At 41.5% G+C, this 17,508-nt stretch carries 10 protein-coding genes; 6 read left to right on the top strand and 4 right to left on the bottom strand.

Annotation, left to right across the window (positions count from 1 at the left end; translation table 11 throughout):
- Positions 1-27 precede the first annotated feature (27 nt).
- From G6053_RS24355 to G6053_RS24335, 5 genes are all read left to right on the top strand, one after another.
- Positions 28-3,366: a SusC/RagA family TonB-linked outer membrane protein gene (locus G6053_RS24355; RefSeq protein ID WP_108636460.1), complete on the top strand. Its 3,339-nt coding sequence runs from the start codon at positions 28-30 to the stop codon at positions 3,364-3,366.
- A 20-nt stretch (positions 3,367-3,386) separates the two neighbouring features.
- Positions 3,387-4,706: a RagB/SusD family nutrient uptake outer membrane protein gene (locus G6053_RS24350; RefSeq protein ID WP_108636461.1), complete on the top strand. Its 1,320-nt coding sequence runs from the start codon at positions 3,387-3,389 to the stop codon at positions 4,704-4,706.
- 75 nt (positions 4,707-4,781) lie between these two features.
- A complete protein-coding gene (locus G6053_RS24345) occupies positions 4,782-5,507 on the top strand; it encodes a LytTR family DNA-binding domain-containing protein (RefSeq protein WP_108636462.1) in 726 nt (241 codons plus the stop codon).
- A gap of 262 nt (positions 5,508-5,769) precedes the next feature.
- Positions 5,770-8,880: a TonB-dependent receptor gene (locus tag G6053_RS24340; RefSeq protein ID WP_108636463.1), complete on the top strand. Its 3,111-nt coding sequence runs from the start codon at positions 5,770-5,772 to the stop codon at positions 8,878-8,880.
- Between the two features lie 41 nt (positions 8,881-8,921).
- Complete coding sequence (locus tag G6053_RS24335) at positions 8,922-10,406, top strand: RagB/SusD family nutrient uptake outer membrane protein (protein WP_108636649.1); 1,485 nt, start codon at positions 8,922-8,924, stop codon at positions 10,404-10,406.
- A gap of 245 nt (positions 10,407-10,651) precedes the next feature.
- Here the strand turns inward: G6053_RS24335 and G6053_RS24330 are convergent, their stop codons facing one another.
- Together G6053_RS24330 and G6053_RS24325 are read right to left on the bottom strand one after the other, a co-directional pair.
- Positions 10,652-11,833, bottom strand: coding sequence for a PepSY-associated TM helix domain-containing protein (locus tag G6053_RS24330; protein ID WP_206531814.1), 1,182 nt, complete (start codon positions 11,831-11,833; stop codon positions 10,652-10,654).
- Positions 11,834-14,164: a TonB-dependent receptor gene (locus tag G6053_RS24325; protein ID WP_108636464.1), complete on the bottom strand. Its 2,331-nt coding sequence runs from the start codon at positions 14,162-14,164 to the stop codon at positions 11,834-11,836.
- 363 nt (positions 14,165-14,527) lie between these two features.
- Here G6053_RS24325 and G6053_RS24320 point away from each other — a divergent pair, with 363 nt between their 5' ends.
- Positions 14,528-15,433, top strand: a complete 906-nt coding sequence (locus G6053_RS24320; RefSeq protein WP_108636465.1) for a glycerophosphodiester phosphodiesterase family protein — start codon at positions 14,528-14,530, stop codon at positions 15,431-15,433.
- Here G6053_RS24320 and G6053_RS24315 read toward each other — a convergent pair.
- Both G6053_RS24315 and G6053_RS24310 read right to left on the bottom strand, forming a co-directional pair.
- Positions 15,430-15,855 carry a tetratricopeptide repeat protein gene (locus tag G6053_RS24315; RefSeq protein ID WP_108636466.1) on the bottom strand — a complete coding sequence of 142 codons (426 nt, stop codon included), beginning with the start codon at positions 15,853-15,855 and terminating at the stop codon, positions 15,430-15,432. The two genes, G6053_RS24320 and G6053_RS24315, sit on opposite strands and share 4 nt — an antisense overlap.
- A gap of 100 nt (positions 15,856-15,955) precedes the next feature.
- Positions 15,956-17,503, bottom strand: coding sequence for a SusD/RagB family nutrient-binding outer membrane lipoprotein (locus tag G6053_RS24310; protein ID WP_108636467.1), 1,548 nt, complete (start codon positions 17,501-17,503; stop codon positions 15,956-15,958).
- Positions 17,504-17,508 lie beyond the last annotated feature (5 nt).

Below are 17,508 nucleotides of genomic sequence, written 5' to 3'. Positions count from 1 at the left end.
ACATCTATTATATCAACATCTACCAAAATGAATAAGTTTTTAATACCGCTGACCTTTATGTGTGTGCAGATGGCACATGCACAGGAATCCAAGGAACTGAAAGGAAAGGTACTGGATGCGGTCACATTAAAGCCGGTCGTGGGGGCGACGGTGGTTGTCGAAAGTTCGGCAGTAGCGGAAGATATCGGCGTACCTAATCAGGTACAGCAATCTGCATTGGGCTCATTGACTGATGCTTCGGGAGAATTTCGCCTGAAAGTTCCAGGAAATTTAAAATACGTCACCATTAGTTATGTGGGGTACCAACGTATTCAAGTGCCGGTATTTCAGGATCACAAGACGATTTTGCTGCAACCGAGTGGTGAATCACTGGATGAAGTAATCGTAACAGGGTATACCGACATCAAAAAACGTAAAAATACAACAGCATATAATAAAATCAATGTAGCAGATATTAAACAGACTGGCGTTGCATCTATTGATGAGATGTTGGCCGGTCAGGTCGCAGGTTTACAATTAAGTAATCTGAATGGTGGGCCTAATAGCGCTCCACAGATTCGTATCCGGGGTACCGTATCACTCAATGGTACACAGGACCCGCTGTGGGTTATCGATGGATTACCCATAGAAGGGACAGAATTGCCAAATCGAATTGATAAGGATAACTTGAATAGTCTGAATAATCTTCCGATTGCAGGCATCAATCCAGATGATATTGCAGATATTACCGTATTAAAAGATGCGGCAGCAACTTCCATCTACGGCGCCCGAGCTGCTAACGGGGTTATTGTGATCACAACAAAAAGGGGGAAACCCGGGCCAGCAAAATTGCAGGTCTCAGCGAATACATTTGTGACGGAACGTCCAGATTTTAGTCATCTCAACTTGATGAATGCCAATGAGAAAGTAGACTTTGAGCTGCTGATGGCTAACCGTACCGATTTGAATTATCGTACGGGCAAGGGAGCGGTGATGCGTATCCTGGACAAAGCAAATGCACTGGATGCTTATCGCTCCGGTGGATTAGCGGCCTTGTCACCAGAAGTGCAGCATTCCATCAATCAATTGCGTACGCAGCAGACAGACTGGGGGAAAGAACTCTATCGTCAAGCAGTGAATCAGCAGTATTCAGCATCAATCTCCGGAGGAAATGATGCGCATCGTTACTATTTGTCAAGTGGATTTTATGATGAGAAAGCAGCTACAAAAGGAACTGACCTCCGTCGTTATTCATTGACACTAAATAATGATTTCAATATCAATGACCGCTTTAAAGCGGGAATCAATCTATTGGGATCAGTTTCAAATAGACAGAATCCAATCCAGGACGATGATGCATTTACCAATCCCAGTAGCTATATGCGCTTGGTTAATCCGTATTTGACCGTACGTGACCAATCGGGTAAATATAACTACGATCCGGATATCGAAGGCTATGAAAAAGATACTTACGTTCCTTTTAATAGCGTAGAGGAGCGAGAAAATACCAAATATGCATTAACGAATAAGGCACTGAAGGCGATAGGTTACCTAGAGTATACCATTATTCCCCAATTGTCCTTGCGTACCGAATTTGGCTTGCAATTTGATGAAAATAGCACCGAAAGATTTGCCGATCAGGAAAGCTATAATACCCGAAAATTGCGCGCTGCGACACGGTACTATGATTCAGCAACGAAAACGTTCAAATACTTTTTGCCAACAGGAGGTAAGATCGAGAATACAAGTAACAGTATCTTCCAATACAACTGGAAAACGTACCTCAAGTATACTAAAACATGGAACGATAAGCACGAGCTGGAACTCATGGGCGGAACAGAACTTCGTCGTAGTACAAATAAAATGATCGCGACCAAAGGTTTTGGATATAATCCCGCAACGTTAACCACACAGAATATTGTTTTTCCGAATAGTAATTATCAAGATGATCAACGTTTTGTTCAGTATAAAAAAGGACTTATCGAGAATTCATATGCCTCTTTCTATGGAAATGCAACCTATACTTTTGACCGTAAGTATAACCTGTATGGTAGCATACGCTATGATGGCTCAAATATGTTCGGGGTAGATCCAAAATATCGTTTCTTGCCAATCTGGTCTTTGTCCGGATCTTGGAATGTACTGGAGGAGGATTTTATCAAAGGAAAAACAGCTTTATCCGATCTTCGTGTGCGTGCCTCGTATGGTATTCAGGGGAATGTGGATCGTAATACCTACCCGTTTATCGTTGGAAAGTATGACAATTCGACCATACTACCTGGCTATCCGGAAGGCTCAGTTGTGGTTGATATGCCTGCAAATGATAAATTACGCTGGGAACGCACAAAATCTTACAATGCAGGGATTGACTTAGGTCTATGGAAAAATCGACTGAATATTACAGTTGATTACTACAATAGAACAAGCACAGACCTTATTGCAAATAGTGCTTTACCGATGGAGAATGGTTTCCAGGATGTGCAGGTCAACTGGGCTTCAGCGCGAAATCAGGGAGTAGAACTGACGATCTCGAGCCGTCAGATCCAGACGGATAAATTCTCCTGGTCTACGGATTTTAATATTGCCCACAATAATAATAAATTATTGAAGGTCATGAATAATCCCAAAGCCTATGCGCCCGACACACAGGAAGGCCGTCCGATCAGTGGTATGTATGTACTTGAAACAGCGGGATTGGATAAGGATGGTGTAATGCAGTTCAGAAATCAGGATGGATCAGTTTCGAGCTTTGAAGAGTTTTACGGATTATATGATCCTTGGGCAGATTTCTTACCGGGATATACCTCCCAAACGAGTATGACCGCAGCAGATTACCGCGCTAAATTTAAATACATCGGGAGCAAAGACCCGAAATTTGTAGGTGGTATGACCAACCGTTTCCGCTATGCGAATTTTGATCTGGCAATTTCAACTGTATTCAATTTAGAGCGTTGGGTAAACCGTACACCGACCTATAATCCGGCTAAAGTAGATCGTGGACAAAATTATACGAAGGATCTGTTGGCGGCCCTACAGGGCAACGCTGCTTTGCCTGCATTGGGAAGTATAAGTTCTGAGCTAAATGACCGATGGATGGCCTATGCCTGGTTGGAAAGCAACGACCCGATCAACTCCTTTAATCAGTATGATATCTGGGCCAAGAAAATGAGCTATGTACGTATCAATAGTATTCGCTTGGGATATACACTGCCGGCTGCCATGAGTAAAAAAATTGGCGCAAGCAATTTGCGCGTGAACGTAGAAGGACGCAACTTATTTGTTTTCGGAGCGAATTACGAAGGGTACTTTGATCCAGAGACCTACGGCAGCTATTATGCGCAGCCGATTAGCAAATCCTTTGCCTTTGGTCTTTCAGCAAGTTTTTAATCCTTTTAATTGAATATAATATGAAGAAAATAATTTATTTTGGAATGATCATGACCGCAAGCGCATTGACATCCTGCAATAAATATTTAGATATACAACCTGTAGGTACTGTCATCCCGACTTCGGAAAGTGATTTTAGAGGCTTAATGACAAGTAGCTATACGAGCTTCCCTGCCCATAAATCTTATTTGTCTTTACGTACAGACGAATTACTTCTGGACGAAAGTTCGACCGATGCAGCTAGGACCAAAGATATCTATCTCTGGAATGACCAGAACCCAGACCCGGCAACGACAGCGTATCCCTATCTTGCCTTTTACAAAAGTATTTTTTACAGCAATCAGATCATCAGTACCATTGATGAAAAATTGAGCAGTAATGCGACGGTAGATCAGATTAAAGGTGAAGCTTACCTCATGCGTGCTTACGCACATTTTGAACTGTTAAATCTCTATAGTGAGGTCTATTCAGCAAGCAATGTCGGTTTGCGTGGAGTTCCACTATCGACCAAAATCGACCTTGAACAACGTTTTGTTCCGGCAACTATAGGTGACTCGTATGCGCTGGTGTTATCAGATATGGAAAAGGGGACGGCATTGCTTACGGTAGATGATCAGGCCAAAGGCGCAAATTACCGATTTAGCAAGCGTGTGGCTTATGCGATGGCATCACGTCTTCATTTATACCGTGGCGAATGGAAGGCGGCTATGGAAGGCGCTCAGAAAGCGCTGGCGATAAATGACAAATTGGTGGATCTAAATGCGGTAGCAAGTTTATTGCCCAACGATTTTGAATCGGTAGAGGTAATTATGGCCTTGGAGAAAGTATCTATTCCCGAAGTTCGTTCGAGCTCATTTATTTCGCCCTCTTTGTTGTCGGCTTATTCGGATGGAGATCTAAGAAAAGGACGCTATTTCCAAAAAAGAGGTGCTGACTATGTCTCACTTAAAGGAGGAGAAAACCGTTTCAATGTGAGTTTCAGAAATGCGGATCTTTACCTGACAATTGCTGAATGCAATGCGCGTTTAGGAAACACCGCGGAGGCGTTAAAATATCTTTCCGCATTGAAGAAAAACCGATTCACGGCGGATGCTTATAGCAAAGAAACTAAAGCTGATGCCGGTTTGTCGAAAGACCAATTGCTGGATGCGGTGTTGCTTGAACGCAAACGTGAACTGGCGCTGGAGGGATTACGTTGGTATGATTTAAAACGAACAACGAGACCTACCATAACACACAGCAGTTTTGGGAGAACAATGACTTTGCAGCAAAACGATCCGCGTTATGTGATCCGTTATCCACAGGAAGCGATCAATAATAATCCAGATCTATTAAAATAAGGTCAATTTTTTTAATCCTTTATATATTAATCCATTTTCTTTCTTAGGAAATGGATTTTTTATTACATTCAACCCATGGGATGGAATATATTGATTGTTGAAGATGAAGACTGGGCTTTTGTAGGCTTAAAGGAGATGTTGATAGACCTTTATGGGGATAGCACATTGACTTTTACCAATGCAAAGGAGATCCAGGAGGCGGTGACGGTGATCAATAAACATCATTTCGACCTGATCTTTATGGACATCCATTTGATGGACGGGTTGAGTTTTGAAATATTTAAGCAGGTTTCGGTCGAAGTGCCACTTATTTTTACGACAGCCTATGAACAATATGCATTAGAGGCTTTTCAGCATCAGGGCTACGCCTATCTGTTGAAACCTTTCGATGTGGACGAACTTGTGCAAACCATGAAACGTATTGAGCTGCTGTTACCCAAAGCAGAGGTTCGTTTAAAACAGCGGTTTCTTGTAAAGTATGGTAATTTTTTAAAGTCTTTGGCGATTGCCGATATCGCTTACTTTATGGCCGAAGATAAAGAGCTATATGCGGTGGAAAAAGGGTCAGGCGTAGCCTATATCATTGAAGACAGCTTGGTCCACTTGGTCACGCAGGTAGATCCTTTTGCCTTTTTTCAGATTAATCGGAAATTTCTTATTCGTATAGATTCCATTCAGTCTATGTTGAAAATAAGTCGGAATAGAATTAAATTGGAACTAATTCCCCCAACTCCAAAGGGGATTGATGTTGTAGTTAGCGAAGAACGTTCTCCAAATTTTCAGCGTTGGCTGGATCAATAGCAGTTTGTTAGCTTGCTTACTTTCAGTTTATTGTCATTAGTTGGTTCTGTAATTAGTTGATTTTCATTTGTTTATTTTTTTTAAAAAAAATGTCTATTAAATTAGTATAGATTATATTATATTTGCGCCCTGTAAAATCTATCAATTTAGTAGATTTTTAGATATGCAGACTTTTGTCTTGTTTTTTGGTAAAATAATTACATTAATTTATTTATTTTCTATATAAGTATTATACTTAACTCATTTATTAATTATCCTTCATATGCACTCAACATTCAAATACATTCCTATTGTCGCGTTAGCTTTGTCTAGTGCGAGTGTGAATAAATTGTATGCACAGCAACGTTCCATTCAGGGAAAAGTGACCGATGCCAATACTGGGCAAGTACTTCCGGGCGTAAGTGTGCGGGTATCCGACCAAAATAAATCGACGCTGACCAACGCTAACGGGGAGTTTACGATCAATATCACAGGTAAAGATGACCCGTTCCTGGAGTTTTCTTTTATAGGCTACGAATCGCAACAACTGAGAGCCACGGGAAGTACAATCTCTTTGGCTTTGAAGCCGTCAAGTACAGATTTGGAAGAGGTGGTCGTAGTGGCTTATGGTACATCTAAGCGGTCCAACATCACGGGGTCGGTGAGTACGGTGAGTAGCAAAGCAATTGAGAATAGACAGGTATCGAATATTACAAAAGCATTAGAAGGACAGGTTCCGGGCTTACAATCGGTGGCATCTTCGGGGCAACCAGGTACAGGGGCTAGTATACGAATTAGAGGAATAGGATCTATTAATGCTTCCAGCGCACCTTTGTTTGTCGTGGATGGAAGCCCATATATGGGGGATATAAATTCATTGAATCCAAATGATATTCAATCAATATCGGTGTTAAAGGATGCCGCTTCCAGCGCACTTTATGGTTCACGTGGAGCAAATGGCGTTATCATTATTACAACAAAATCTGGTACAGCCTCGAGTGATACCAAGATCAATCTTAATTTCACACAGGGATATTCAACGCGGGCAGTTCGAGATTATGATCAAGTGACAACAGATGAGTATTTTCAATTGTATTGGGAAGCTGTGCGAAACAAGGAATTGTCCAATGGAAGAACCGCAGAGCAGGCTGCTAAAAATGCGAGTGCATTCGTATTGGAAGATTTAAATATCAATCCTTATGGCAGTCAATTTCCACAACCTGTCGGGTTGGATGGAAAGCTTGTGGCGGGCGCAAAAACCCTCTGGGATGATCCTTGGACTGATGTATTGCAGCGTACAGGTGTGCGAACACAGGCGGACTTGGGCTTTAGCGGCGGGGGAGCAAAAAGTACCTATTATATTTCTGGAGGGTATCTTAATGATCAGGGAATTGCAATTGAATCGGGATTTAAACGCTACAATTTACGTGCAAATCTTGATAGCAAAGTGAAATCCTGGTTAAATGTTGGGGTAAATATCGGTGGTAGCAGTACGTTACAAAAATATCCGCAATCCGAAGATAGCAATACTGCCAATATCATAAATTTTACGCGACTTGTTCCATCCTTTTATCCGTATTATGAACGGAACCCGGATGGCTCTTTTGTGCTTGATGCCAACGGTAATAAAGTGTATGATTTTGGCGAATATCGACCAAGCGGTGCTACTCCACGAAATAACCTAGCAGCTTCATTACCATTGGATAAAAATGATATTCGCAGAGACAACCTCTCAGCCAGGGCTTATCTGGAGGCGCTACTGACTAAAAATCTTAAATTGAAATCGACTTATAGTGTTGATTATATTAATGGGAATACACACGACTATGTTAACCCATTGCTTGGCGATGGAGTGAATACAGGTGGTTCTGTATCCCGTTCAAATGTTCGTACTGTATCACAGACCTGGAACAATCTATTGACCTATGAGAAGCAGTTCGGACTGAATTACATCAATGTGTTGGGTGGGCAGGAATACTATGCCTTTAATAGCAGTAATATCAGTGGAAGCCGTAATCGCTTTGTGTTACCCGGGTTTTATGAGCCTGCTGCTGCCTCACAGTTAAACGATTTTACCGGGTATAGTGATGAATATAGGTTATTGAGCTTTTTAGGAAGAGCGGAATATAATTACAATAGTAAATATTATTTATCCGCTTCATTGCGGACAGACGGTTCCGCTCGTTTTTCTAAAAATACCCGCTGGGGGACCTTTTGGTCTGTTGGTGGTTCATGGAAAATAGCACAGGAAGACTTTTTGAAAGATAAGACTATATTGGATCAACTGACTTTAAGAGCAAGTTACGGTGGGCAGGGGAACGATAATTTGTCTACTTATTATGAGTATCAAGAACTCTATGCTATTGCCAATAATAACGGTAAGGGAGGGACATACACCAGTAGGTTGGGGACGCCGGGTCTACAATGGGAGTCCAATCTTAATATGAATATCGGACTTGATGTTTCTGCTTTTAATAATAGAGTTGCCCTAAATGTCGAATATTATATTCGGAAGAGTAAAGATCTTTTGTTCACCATGCCAATGGCGCCTTCTACCGGTTATAGTGGATTCAGTGCTAATGCAGGGGCAATGCAAAATACAGGAATAGATGTCGACATCCATACGATACCTGTACGTAATGATAATTTTAGGTGGAATCTTGATGTTAATTTTTCTCATTTCAAAAACAAGATCACGTCTTTACCTAATAATAACAAATCGATCAGCACAGGCAATAAGCTAATGCGTGTCGGTGGAAGTTTGTATGATTTCTATATTCCTGAATGGGCAGGGGTGAATCAAAAAACAGGCTTACCGGAATGGTATGTGGCTGATGAAAATGGCCAGAGAACCGAAAATAAAACATCTGAATATGGAAAGGCCGGGAATGTTATTGGTTCAAGTTCCCTACCGGATTTGACTGGAGGTATTCAAAACAGTTTTAACTACAGAAATTTTGATCTTTCTGCATTTGTCAGTTTCAGTTTGGGCGGGAAGGTATTGGATAGCGATTATGTCCAGGTAATGCATAATGGTAGCAATCCTGGAAGAGCTTGGTCTAAGGAGATATTGGAGCGTTGGACACCTGAAAATACACAGACAGATGTGCCGAAGTTGACAACAGACAACTTGAGCTGGACATCGGCATCTACACGTTTTTTATACAGTGGTACCTATGCACGTCTTAAAAATGTAAGTTTGGGATATAGTCTGCCAGCAGTATTGACCAAAAGAATTGGTATCGAAAAATTACGCGTTTTTGTCACCGGCGAAAATTTATTGACTTTTTATGGTCATCAAGGTATGGATCCGGAGCAAACTGTGAATGGGGCTACTTATTTCCGCTATCCGGCAATGCGTACCGTTTCAGGTGGCCTCCAACTCGCTTTTTAAAACAATTGGATTGTTAATGTTAAGAAAATCAAATGAGAATCATGAAACTAAAAATTGCTTATATATTATTGGCGCTTTCATTGGCGAACACTGCTTGTAAAGATACTTTGGAGACGTCTCCGACAACGTCGGTACCGGCAGGTGAGATTTATAAAAATACAGACAATATTGCTACGGTGATCAACGGAACCTGGGGATACCTGAATGAGCAATATTCCACCTATGCCAATCCGGGATATACTGCTGTGATGCGAACGAGTGATGCCATGGGAAGTGATGTTGCTGTGACAACAAAATATGGGTATCGAGATGCGTATGCATTCACCGAATTGAGCAATAGCCGTTCGGGGCGCTCGTCCTTCTTTTGGACCTTGTTGTACAAGGTGATCGATAACGCGAATAATGTGATTACTAAAGTTGATGGCGCTGCCGGATCACAGGAAGCTAAAAATGTTTTGAAGGGACAGGCCAAAGTGTTACGGGCTTTTTCCTATCTTAATTTGGCTTCTTTTTATCAGTTTAGCTACTTAAAAGATAAAAATGCAAAATCAGTTCCAATTTATACTGAACCCAGTACGTTAGAGACCCAGGGGCATCCGAAAGCCACACTAGAAGAAATCTATAAACTTATCGTGCAGGATTTGAAGGATAGTGAAGCGCTTTTAGCAACAGCTAAACGAGAAGCGAAGTACGACATTAATATTGATGTGGTGAACGGGCTGTTAGCTAGGACATACCTACAGACCGGAGCGTGGAAACTTGCTGCTGAATATGCAGACAAAGCATCTCAAAATTACCCCTTGATGAGTGCTGCGGCTTATAACGAAGGGTTTAATGATCTTGGCAATTCGGAATGGATATGGGGACACTTACAGACGAACGAACAAAGTGGAGCGAGTTATACATTCCATTATCTGGATGTATCCTCTGCAGGATCTTATTATTATAGCTTTATGGCCGATCCCTATTTCAAGGAGTTATTTGATCGTGATGATATTCGTTCAGGTTTATTTGAGTGGGATGGTCTAAAGGGAAGAGAAGGTTTTTTACGTTATAAGAAGTTTAAATTTAAATCAAATTTGATCGGTGATATCGTATATATGCGTTCAGCTGAGATGCTTTTGATCGAAGCAGAGGGCTATGCGCGTGCCGGAGAAAAAGAAAAAGCGATAAATGCCTTGAATACATTGCGGAAAGCACGGAATGCAGCTTTATTTGTTGGAGATGATAATGCTAAGTTGATTTCAGAGATTTTGATTGAGCGCAGAAAAGAGCTTTGGGGAGAGGGATTTGCGCTGTCGGATATTATTCGTACACAAGGAAAGGTGGATCGGAAAGCGTATGTCGATGCTAAAGGAAATGCGATTATGGTAGATGTCGTTGGCGAAGATGGGGTCGTCAAAAAAGTGACCGGCAAAGGACATCGTGTTATCCAGTTTCCTAACGATACCAAATTTGTGGAAAATAGCCCTTATTATTTATTCTCGATCCCATTTTTGGAAACTGATCGAAATCCAAACTTGTAGGAGGCAAGCTGCTTATTCATATAAAAGCCGATGCATCTCTGTATCGGCTTTTTGGTGTTTATGCTTTTAAAATAGCCTTTGATATAGTAACCTTGCACTGCTTTTTTTCATAGTTCCTAGATCCGTATCTATTCGGAAAGTTGATTTGCTCCGATAGGTTCTTGATAGAAGTTACTGATAGTATACTTTTCCACATTATGTTAATAACTGTGTTAATAACATGTTTAGAAAAAAAGATGCTGTTATCAACAGTACTTATTAACATTATGTTGATAACCCTTCTTTTTCTTTGCCTTCTTACTTTTGTTCAACCAGATTATATAACCCGTGATGGGTAGGGAAGCACAAAAAAGGCTTGCGATAAAAGCAATAATCTTTGTTCCCATGCCGCCTATACTACCGGTGTGGATATCATAATTCAACGATCCCAGTTTATCACCGAGGCGTAAGTTCTCACCCGTTTTGATCTCCTTTAAACGGGCTTGTTTTCGGTCAAAATATAACCAGCTAAAGACACCGCTTCGTTTTTCGTACCGTCTGATTTGAATATCGACTTCTTGCTCTGTTTCTTTTTTCAGTCGGATGGAAAACATTTCAGCCTGCGGATAATTTTTGAGACTGTAGTGTAGTGCATTGTCCTGCAATTCTGCGTAAGGCAAGGGAATTAGTTTTGGGGCTGGTAGAAGAGTAGATGCCGCTTCCTGTTGAAAAAGATTAAATGTAGCGATATACGTCTTTTTGAATCCCGGAAATGCAAATGCCAAACCTGTAATCGCAAAAGCCAGTGCAATAAAAAGGCTATAGAAGCCAATTACATTGTGCAGATCGTGATTTAACCGTTTCCATTTCACCTTCGTATCTACCCAAAAGCTCCTGCGGAGATTTTTTCCCTTCCATTTTTTCGGCCACCACAATACGATTCCGCTCAGTAGAATGACAATAAATAGCGCCGTAGACCAACTTACTAAGGCATGGCCATATTTTTTCCCAAGCAACAAGTTGAGGTGGAGCTGTAAGACCAGTTGAAAAAACTCCGTCTTTGTGTTTTCAACCTGTTGCACCTTACCTGTATAAGGATTAATGAATACCCTTTTATAATAACGAAAGTAATTCCAGTGACCAAAGGCTGTCTCATCTGTTTTCATGGCACGAAATACCCAGGTTCGATTTTTCGCTGGATAGAGGTCTACACGAGAGATTTTTTGCCCATCTTCAAGATTACTTTGTGCATTGTTCAGTAAGGTACTTAAAGGGAGCGGATCCGTGGAGCTATCAACAGGAGCTATAAAATACTTTTCAGGATAAGCCCATAATTTGAGCTCATCCTGAAAGGTATATATACACCCTGTTATACTTAAAATGAGTACGATAACACCCGTGATTATACCGAGCCATTTATGCAGCCAAAGTATGCTAGATTTGATCATCTAAAATTTGTAATTGATATTAAAGGAAGCCATCATTCCCTGACCTCTTACGTATTCCTCATTTAATGCACGATATTGACTTACAACGGGGTAGTAGTTCGTGTTGAAAAGATTTTCAATACCTAGCCCCAATGACCATTGTCTGTTGATCTGATAATTACCATTTAAGTTAAAAAGATCAACAGATTTAACCGGCCCCTCGCTATTTTTATAAACACCTTTTTCGTTAGGCATGAAACGATCGCGCGCGCCGGTATGTACCCAGAATAATTGAAAGGTCAATGGTTTGATAGGGGTATAATATATATATCCCGTCGCTTTGATCGGAGCGATACGAGAGCCGTTGAGGTAGGATTTCGTACCGTCTTCTTTTTTCGATTTTCCCTCCACATAAGCATAAGTTCCACCTATCGTGAGCTGAGGACTGATTGTCGCACTTAGGGCTACTTCATAGCCATAAACATCCTCAGGAAGTCGTTGTGGCATTAGATAACCACCAATGTCTACAAGTTCTACTCCCATTTTTGAAGTACTGTAATAGTAAGAAGCAGCTAATTGGAAAATACTATAGTTGCTAGAAAACCCGACTTCATAGTTATTGGTGATGATGGGATCTGTTTTCAGACTATCCAGGTCGTTGTCCGTTGCCCTGCGGACAATTCTGCCAAGCTCATTGATAGCAAAACCCTGTGAAAAGCTTATGAAAGGGTTAAAGAAAGAATATTTATTATAACGGAGGCCGGCATTGAACGTGGCTCCTTTATACGGTATTTCACCGCCTTTGACAGCAATACTACCTTCATTATTCGGTCCGGTAGCAATGGTGTTGAAATCTTTGATTTTTACGGTTGCATTTTCATAACGGACCCCACCTTTGAAGATTAGATTTTCGAGAAAATCAATTTTTACTTGAGCATAGGGCGCCACGTTCAGCATATTCATATAGGGAATATAGACCCTGCCGTCCGTCAGGTTTTGATCCGTAACATCATTCAGGAGATCAAGTCCGTAAGTGACATCTGCGTTAGAGCCAAATACCTGAAATGGCGTGTTGAGATTGATCCGTAAACCTTTTTTCTCGGAGTTGATCTGTGTCTGGCCGGGACCATACCAGGCCGATGCTTTTTCGACATAACGATTCATGGACCGAAAGGTGTTGTAATAGGCCGATGCAACGAGAGAGGTGGAGGCAAAAAGATTATTTTTGGTATACGTCAGCATTGCATTGTGATTGTATGGCGTACCGGCAGGTTTGCCTGGGTCATCACCTTTTACTCCGATGGTCGGGGACTGTCCATAGACACCTGTCTGGCTAATGTATCTGTTGTGCTGGTTGCTTCGATAAAAATTATATACTGCGGATAGATTGGAACTGCTATCGATGGTGTAGCCGATTTTGAGAAATGCATTGTATTGATAGGTGTTTGAAAGACCATCTGTTTGACCAAGCGGTGTCCCATCTCCATCGCGTTGAAGGCCCACATAATCTGCCGATCCGCTGACGGTGTAATCCCAGCTGTTTTTTCGGCCATATAATGTTTGGACCGCACGATAGCCTAATGTTCCGGCACTGTTTATAGGATTGAAGGTTGTCCTCAGGCTGGTAATTCCTTGGATGGGAGCTGAATCTTTTGCTGGATTGCGCGTGATGTAGTTGATGATCCCACCAGCTGAGCCATTGCCATAGATGGATGTTGCTCCTTTTATAACTTCCACACGCTCAATAACACTAGGATCAATGGTGCGTAGATCACGTTGGCCGTTCATTAATGGTGTGGATTGGGGAATGCCGTCTATTAAAACCAGTACGGATCGTCCACGTAAGGTCTGACCCGAATTGGTTGCTTTATTGGTCGCTGTTCCCAGCCCGGGAATTGTATTACCAAGTATTGTGGAAAGATTGGTGCTGATCTGACTCTGTGCCTCGATCTCTTTTGTGGTTAAGATGGATACAGAGGAGGGAACAGTCGATATACTTTCGGCTTTACGGCCGGCAGTAACAATAATCTCGTCTAAAATCTGCGTTGCATTTAACTGGAATAAGAGAGGGCCGGTGAGTGTATCTAAACGCACTGTTTTTTCAAGAGGAGAAAAACCGGTATAGGAAACACGAAATTGAAGCGGACTATCCGATGGCACTTTACTGAGCTGAAATTGCCCGTGCTGATCGGAATATCCAATGTTTTTTCCATTGAGTTTGATATTGGCTTGAGCTACTGGTTGATTTTCTTTGTTTTTTACGAGGATAGATAACTCTTGTGCATGTAACTGCGTCCCGAGAAGGACAAGGGTTCCCGCTGCGAACATCATATATCGTGTTCTATTCTTCATGGTAGTTTATTTAGATCAAATATAAATTGGTGCAAATATAGAATATTTAATATTTCTTCATCAAAAAAAACTGCTATTTTTTCTCGTAAAATTCTAATATAGTGGCTGTCTCTATAGCGACTTTCTCATTTACAAAATCTCCGAAGATAAATCGGAATTCGATTTGGAGTGTCTCTCTTGATCGCTATGAATATGGAAGAATATAGTGATGTTGTGTTGTCATACATTGACAGTCATGAAAAATTTATACGGCCTGGTTAAGCGGTATATTTTATTTTCTTCATTTTGAGTATATATTTTGTTTACAATTTATTGATACAAGATAGCTATTTTAGCAGGGTATATTTCAATAATCAAAGGTAGATGGCTGTTTTAGGATCCAATTATATACGCTTGAAAGCAATTTCTGTCGTTCTATTATTATTTTTTTTCAGTTTCTTGGATACCCGTGTTTTTGCCCAAAGCACTCATTGGTTGAATTTTGAATCTGCGGAAGCGATGCGGGCACATTTCCGCTATGCTGAAGGAAAGAAAATCATCAGTGGTCATCGGGGGACGATAGAGGATGGTCTTCCTGAAAATTCGATTGCGGCTTTTGAAGCTGTATTACGTAAGACTCCGGCTATATTTGAAATAGACCCGCGTTATACCAAAGATAGTGTTGCCGTATTATTGCACGATGCAAACCTGGAACGGGTGACCAATGGAGTAGGGCGGGTATCAGACTATACTTGGGCTGATCTACGTAAACTTCGTCTGAAGGATCATGCGGGAAATATAACCCAATATCCTATCAATACCCTGGATGAAGTGATCGCATGGGCAAAGGGAAAAACCATTTTAAATCTTGATAAGAAAGATTTGCCACCGTCAGCAACCGCGGCTATATTACGGAAACATCAGGCCTATAGCTGGGTTTGGGTAACTGTACATAACGTTGAGCAGGCGGCCTACTATCTGGCCCAACATCCAGACCAGTATATGTCTATGCATATCAAAGATCAGTCTGCTTTAGCTAAATTTAAAGCATCAGGATTACCTTATGACCGGATGATTGTCTATATAGGAGCCGAGCTAAAAGAGTCAAATACAGAAATGTACCGTTTTTTTAATGCAAAGGGAGTCATGTGCATGATCTCCTCCGCTTCTACTTATGATAAGCAGCCAGAAAAGGTTGAGCGGCAGAAAAAATATCGGGCGATATTTGCCCAGGGGGCATCCATTCTAGAATCTGATTTACCAATGGAGTTGGCAGATGCAATTGATTAGTCCAAATCGACGTTATCAGCCAGAAAATTAAAATAATTTGGTGATTCCTCTTCAAAAATTTCCTTTCCTTCCATCATATAGGCGCGAAGAAGATATTCTTGTGCAGACTCTGTATTGGCTGTTTCGAGGTAACACTGCCCTAACCGCAGCATGATAAATGGATTTTCATAGGCATTCTCGATGATATTGCCTTTGGCATTTTCAAAGTGTGGAAGTGCGTTTTCGAAGTCGTCCTCTAAGAAATAAGCATCCCCAATGGAGGCTTCCAGCCAAAGACTTTCAGCGTGGACATTTTGTGGACTGGGGATTAAATTGAGCGCCTCAGTCCAAACCCTAATTGCTTCGCGAAAGTTCTCTTCATCACAATAAGCATTTCCCTCTTCACTCAGTTGGTCGATTTTGTCTAATATTTGATCATCCATGGCATTTTTTCTTAATGGTCTTTACGAAGTTATGAAATAATTGAAAAAAAACACCTGAAATCTTAAACTTCAGGTGTTCAAATAGGTAGAAAATACTTTTTTATTTATTCCACCATACTTTGGTGTTGATCACATCATCTCCTTGTTGGGCCAGCGCAGCCTGATAATTTGCTTTATTGGTACTTTGTTCCTTTAACGGGTAAACAAAGCGGCTGGGTATTTCTTTTCCCACTTCTGGTGTAAAGTAATAGCTGACCGTTTCACCATTAATAGTGCCTGTCCAAAGTAGGTCGCCTGCTTTTGTCAGGAATAATGGATATCCCGTTCTTCTGATCTCTGACCACGCTTCGACGCCTTGGTTGAAAAGTGCCAGGTATTTCTGAGTAAGCACGTGCTCTTTGTTCGCTGTGGGAAGTTTGCCGATATAGCTGTTGATATCATCTTGTGATACGCCCCATTTTTCCAGCGATGCTCTGGTTCCTTTTTCATAGTTTGCTTGGTCCCAATTATTATTTTCTGCCAGGATGAAGGCAACTTCGGCGTATTCCATAAGAACTTCGCCATAGTCTGCCGCATTGATCAGGTCACTTGGTAGCGATATTTTATCAACCGGGAACAGATTTCCGGCAGCTAAAGGCAGGCCGTAGGGCTGGCCTATAAATTTCCCATCTGCAGCTGTTGGTTTGGCAAATTTAGCTAACCTTGGATCGGCAATTTTAAAGGGACCGCGGGTGCCTTGAAGGGCTTTAATAAGTACATCGGAGATCGCGAAATCTGTCCGGTTGGCTGTTACTGTAGCCCGGAATAGAGGCGATTCATTGGGTGAGGTCTTCGAATATTTGAATACAGCGTTGTCACTATTGGACGTAAAAACTCCTTTTGCCAGGGCATCGGCAATATGTGCTGAAGCTAAAGCGGCATCTTTGGCCTTGATACGATTGGCTACCCTTAAGCGGAGGGAATTGGCAAATTTTGCCCAGTTTGCATTGGATCCCCTATAGATAATATCAGCGCTGCCGAAGGTTTTATCTGATGAATACTTGAGCAGGGTATCCGCTGCCTGTTGAAGTTCGTTGAGAATATCCTTATAGATTTTTTCCTGACTAGCATATTTGGGCGTAAGATTGTCCGGATCCTGCTGTAAAGCTTGAAAATCAGGGTCTTTATTACCATAAGACTCATAGGGAATATTGCCAAAGACATCGGTCAATGATTGGAAAGCATAAGACTTGAGAATTCTTGCAATGGCAATTTGATTGGCATTGGTGCCGGCTGTCCCTGCTGTGGCGATTGCTCTGGTGCTTTCATCCGTATTGAGTTTGATGATATCATTCAGGTTATTCAGTGATTTGTATGTTGCTGTCCAGTAATTATCCGAATAACTCTGGTCTATTCGGTAGCGGGATTGGTCAGTATAGATATTCTGACTGAAATATTGGGCGAATAACTGCGCTCCCCGAAGATTAATCTCCTCACTCCGTAAGGCATTGACCAACTGTTTCTCCGCAGTAACCAATAGCGTAGGCGTTGGTACCGAAGCCGGACGATTGGGATCGGTATTAATCTCAGCAAATTTAGTTTTGGAACAGGAGGACGCAAAAACTGAGATGCCGATCGTTGCTGTATATAGTATATTTAATAATTTCATTTTTT

The sequence above is a fragment of the Sphingobacterium sp. DR205 genome, assembly GCF_011064245.1.
Taxonomy (GTDB): Bacteria; Bacteroidota; Bacteroidia; order Sphingobacteriales; family Sphingobacteriaceae; genus Sphingobacterium; species Sphingobacterium athyrii.
The sequence above is the reverse complement of the archived record's forward strand: the minus strand, read 5'-3'. Positions and strand labels throughout refer to the sequence as shown.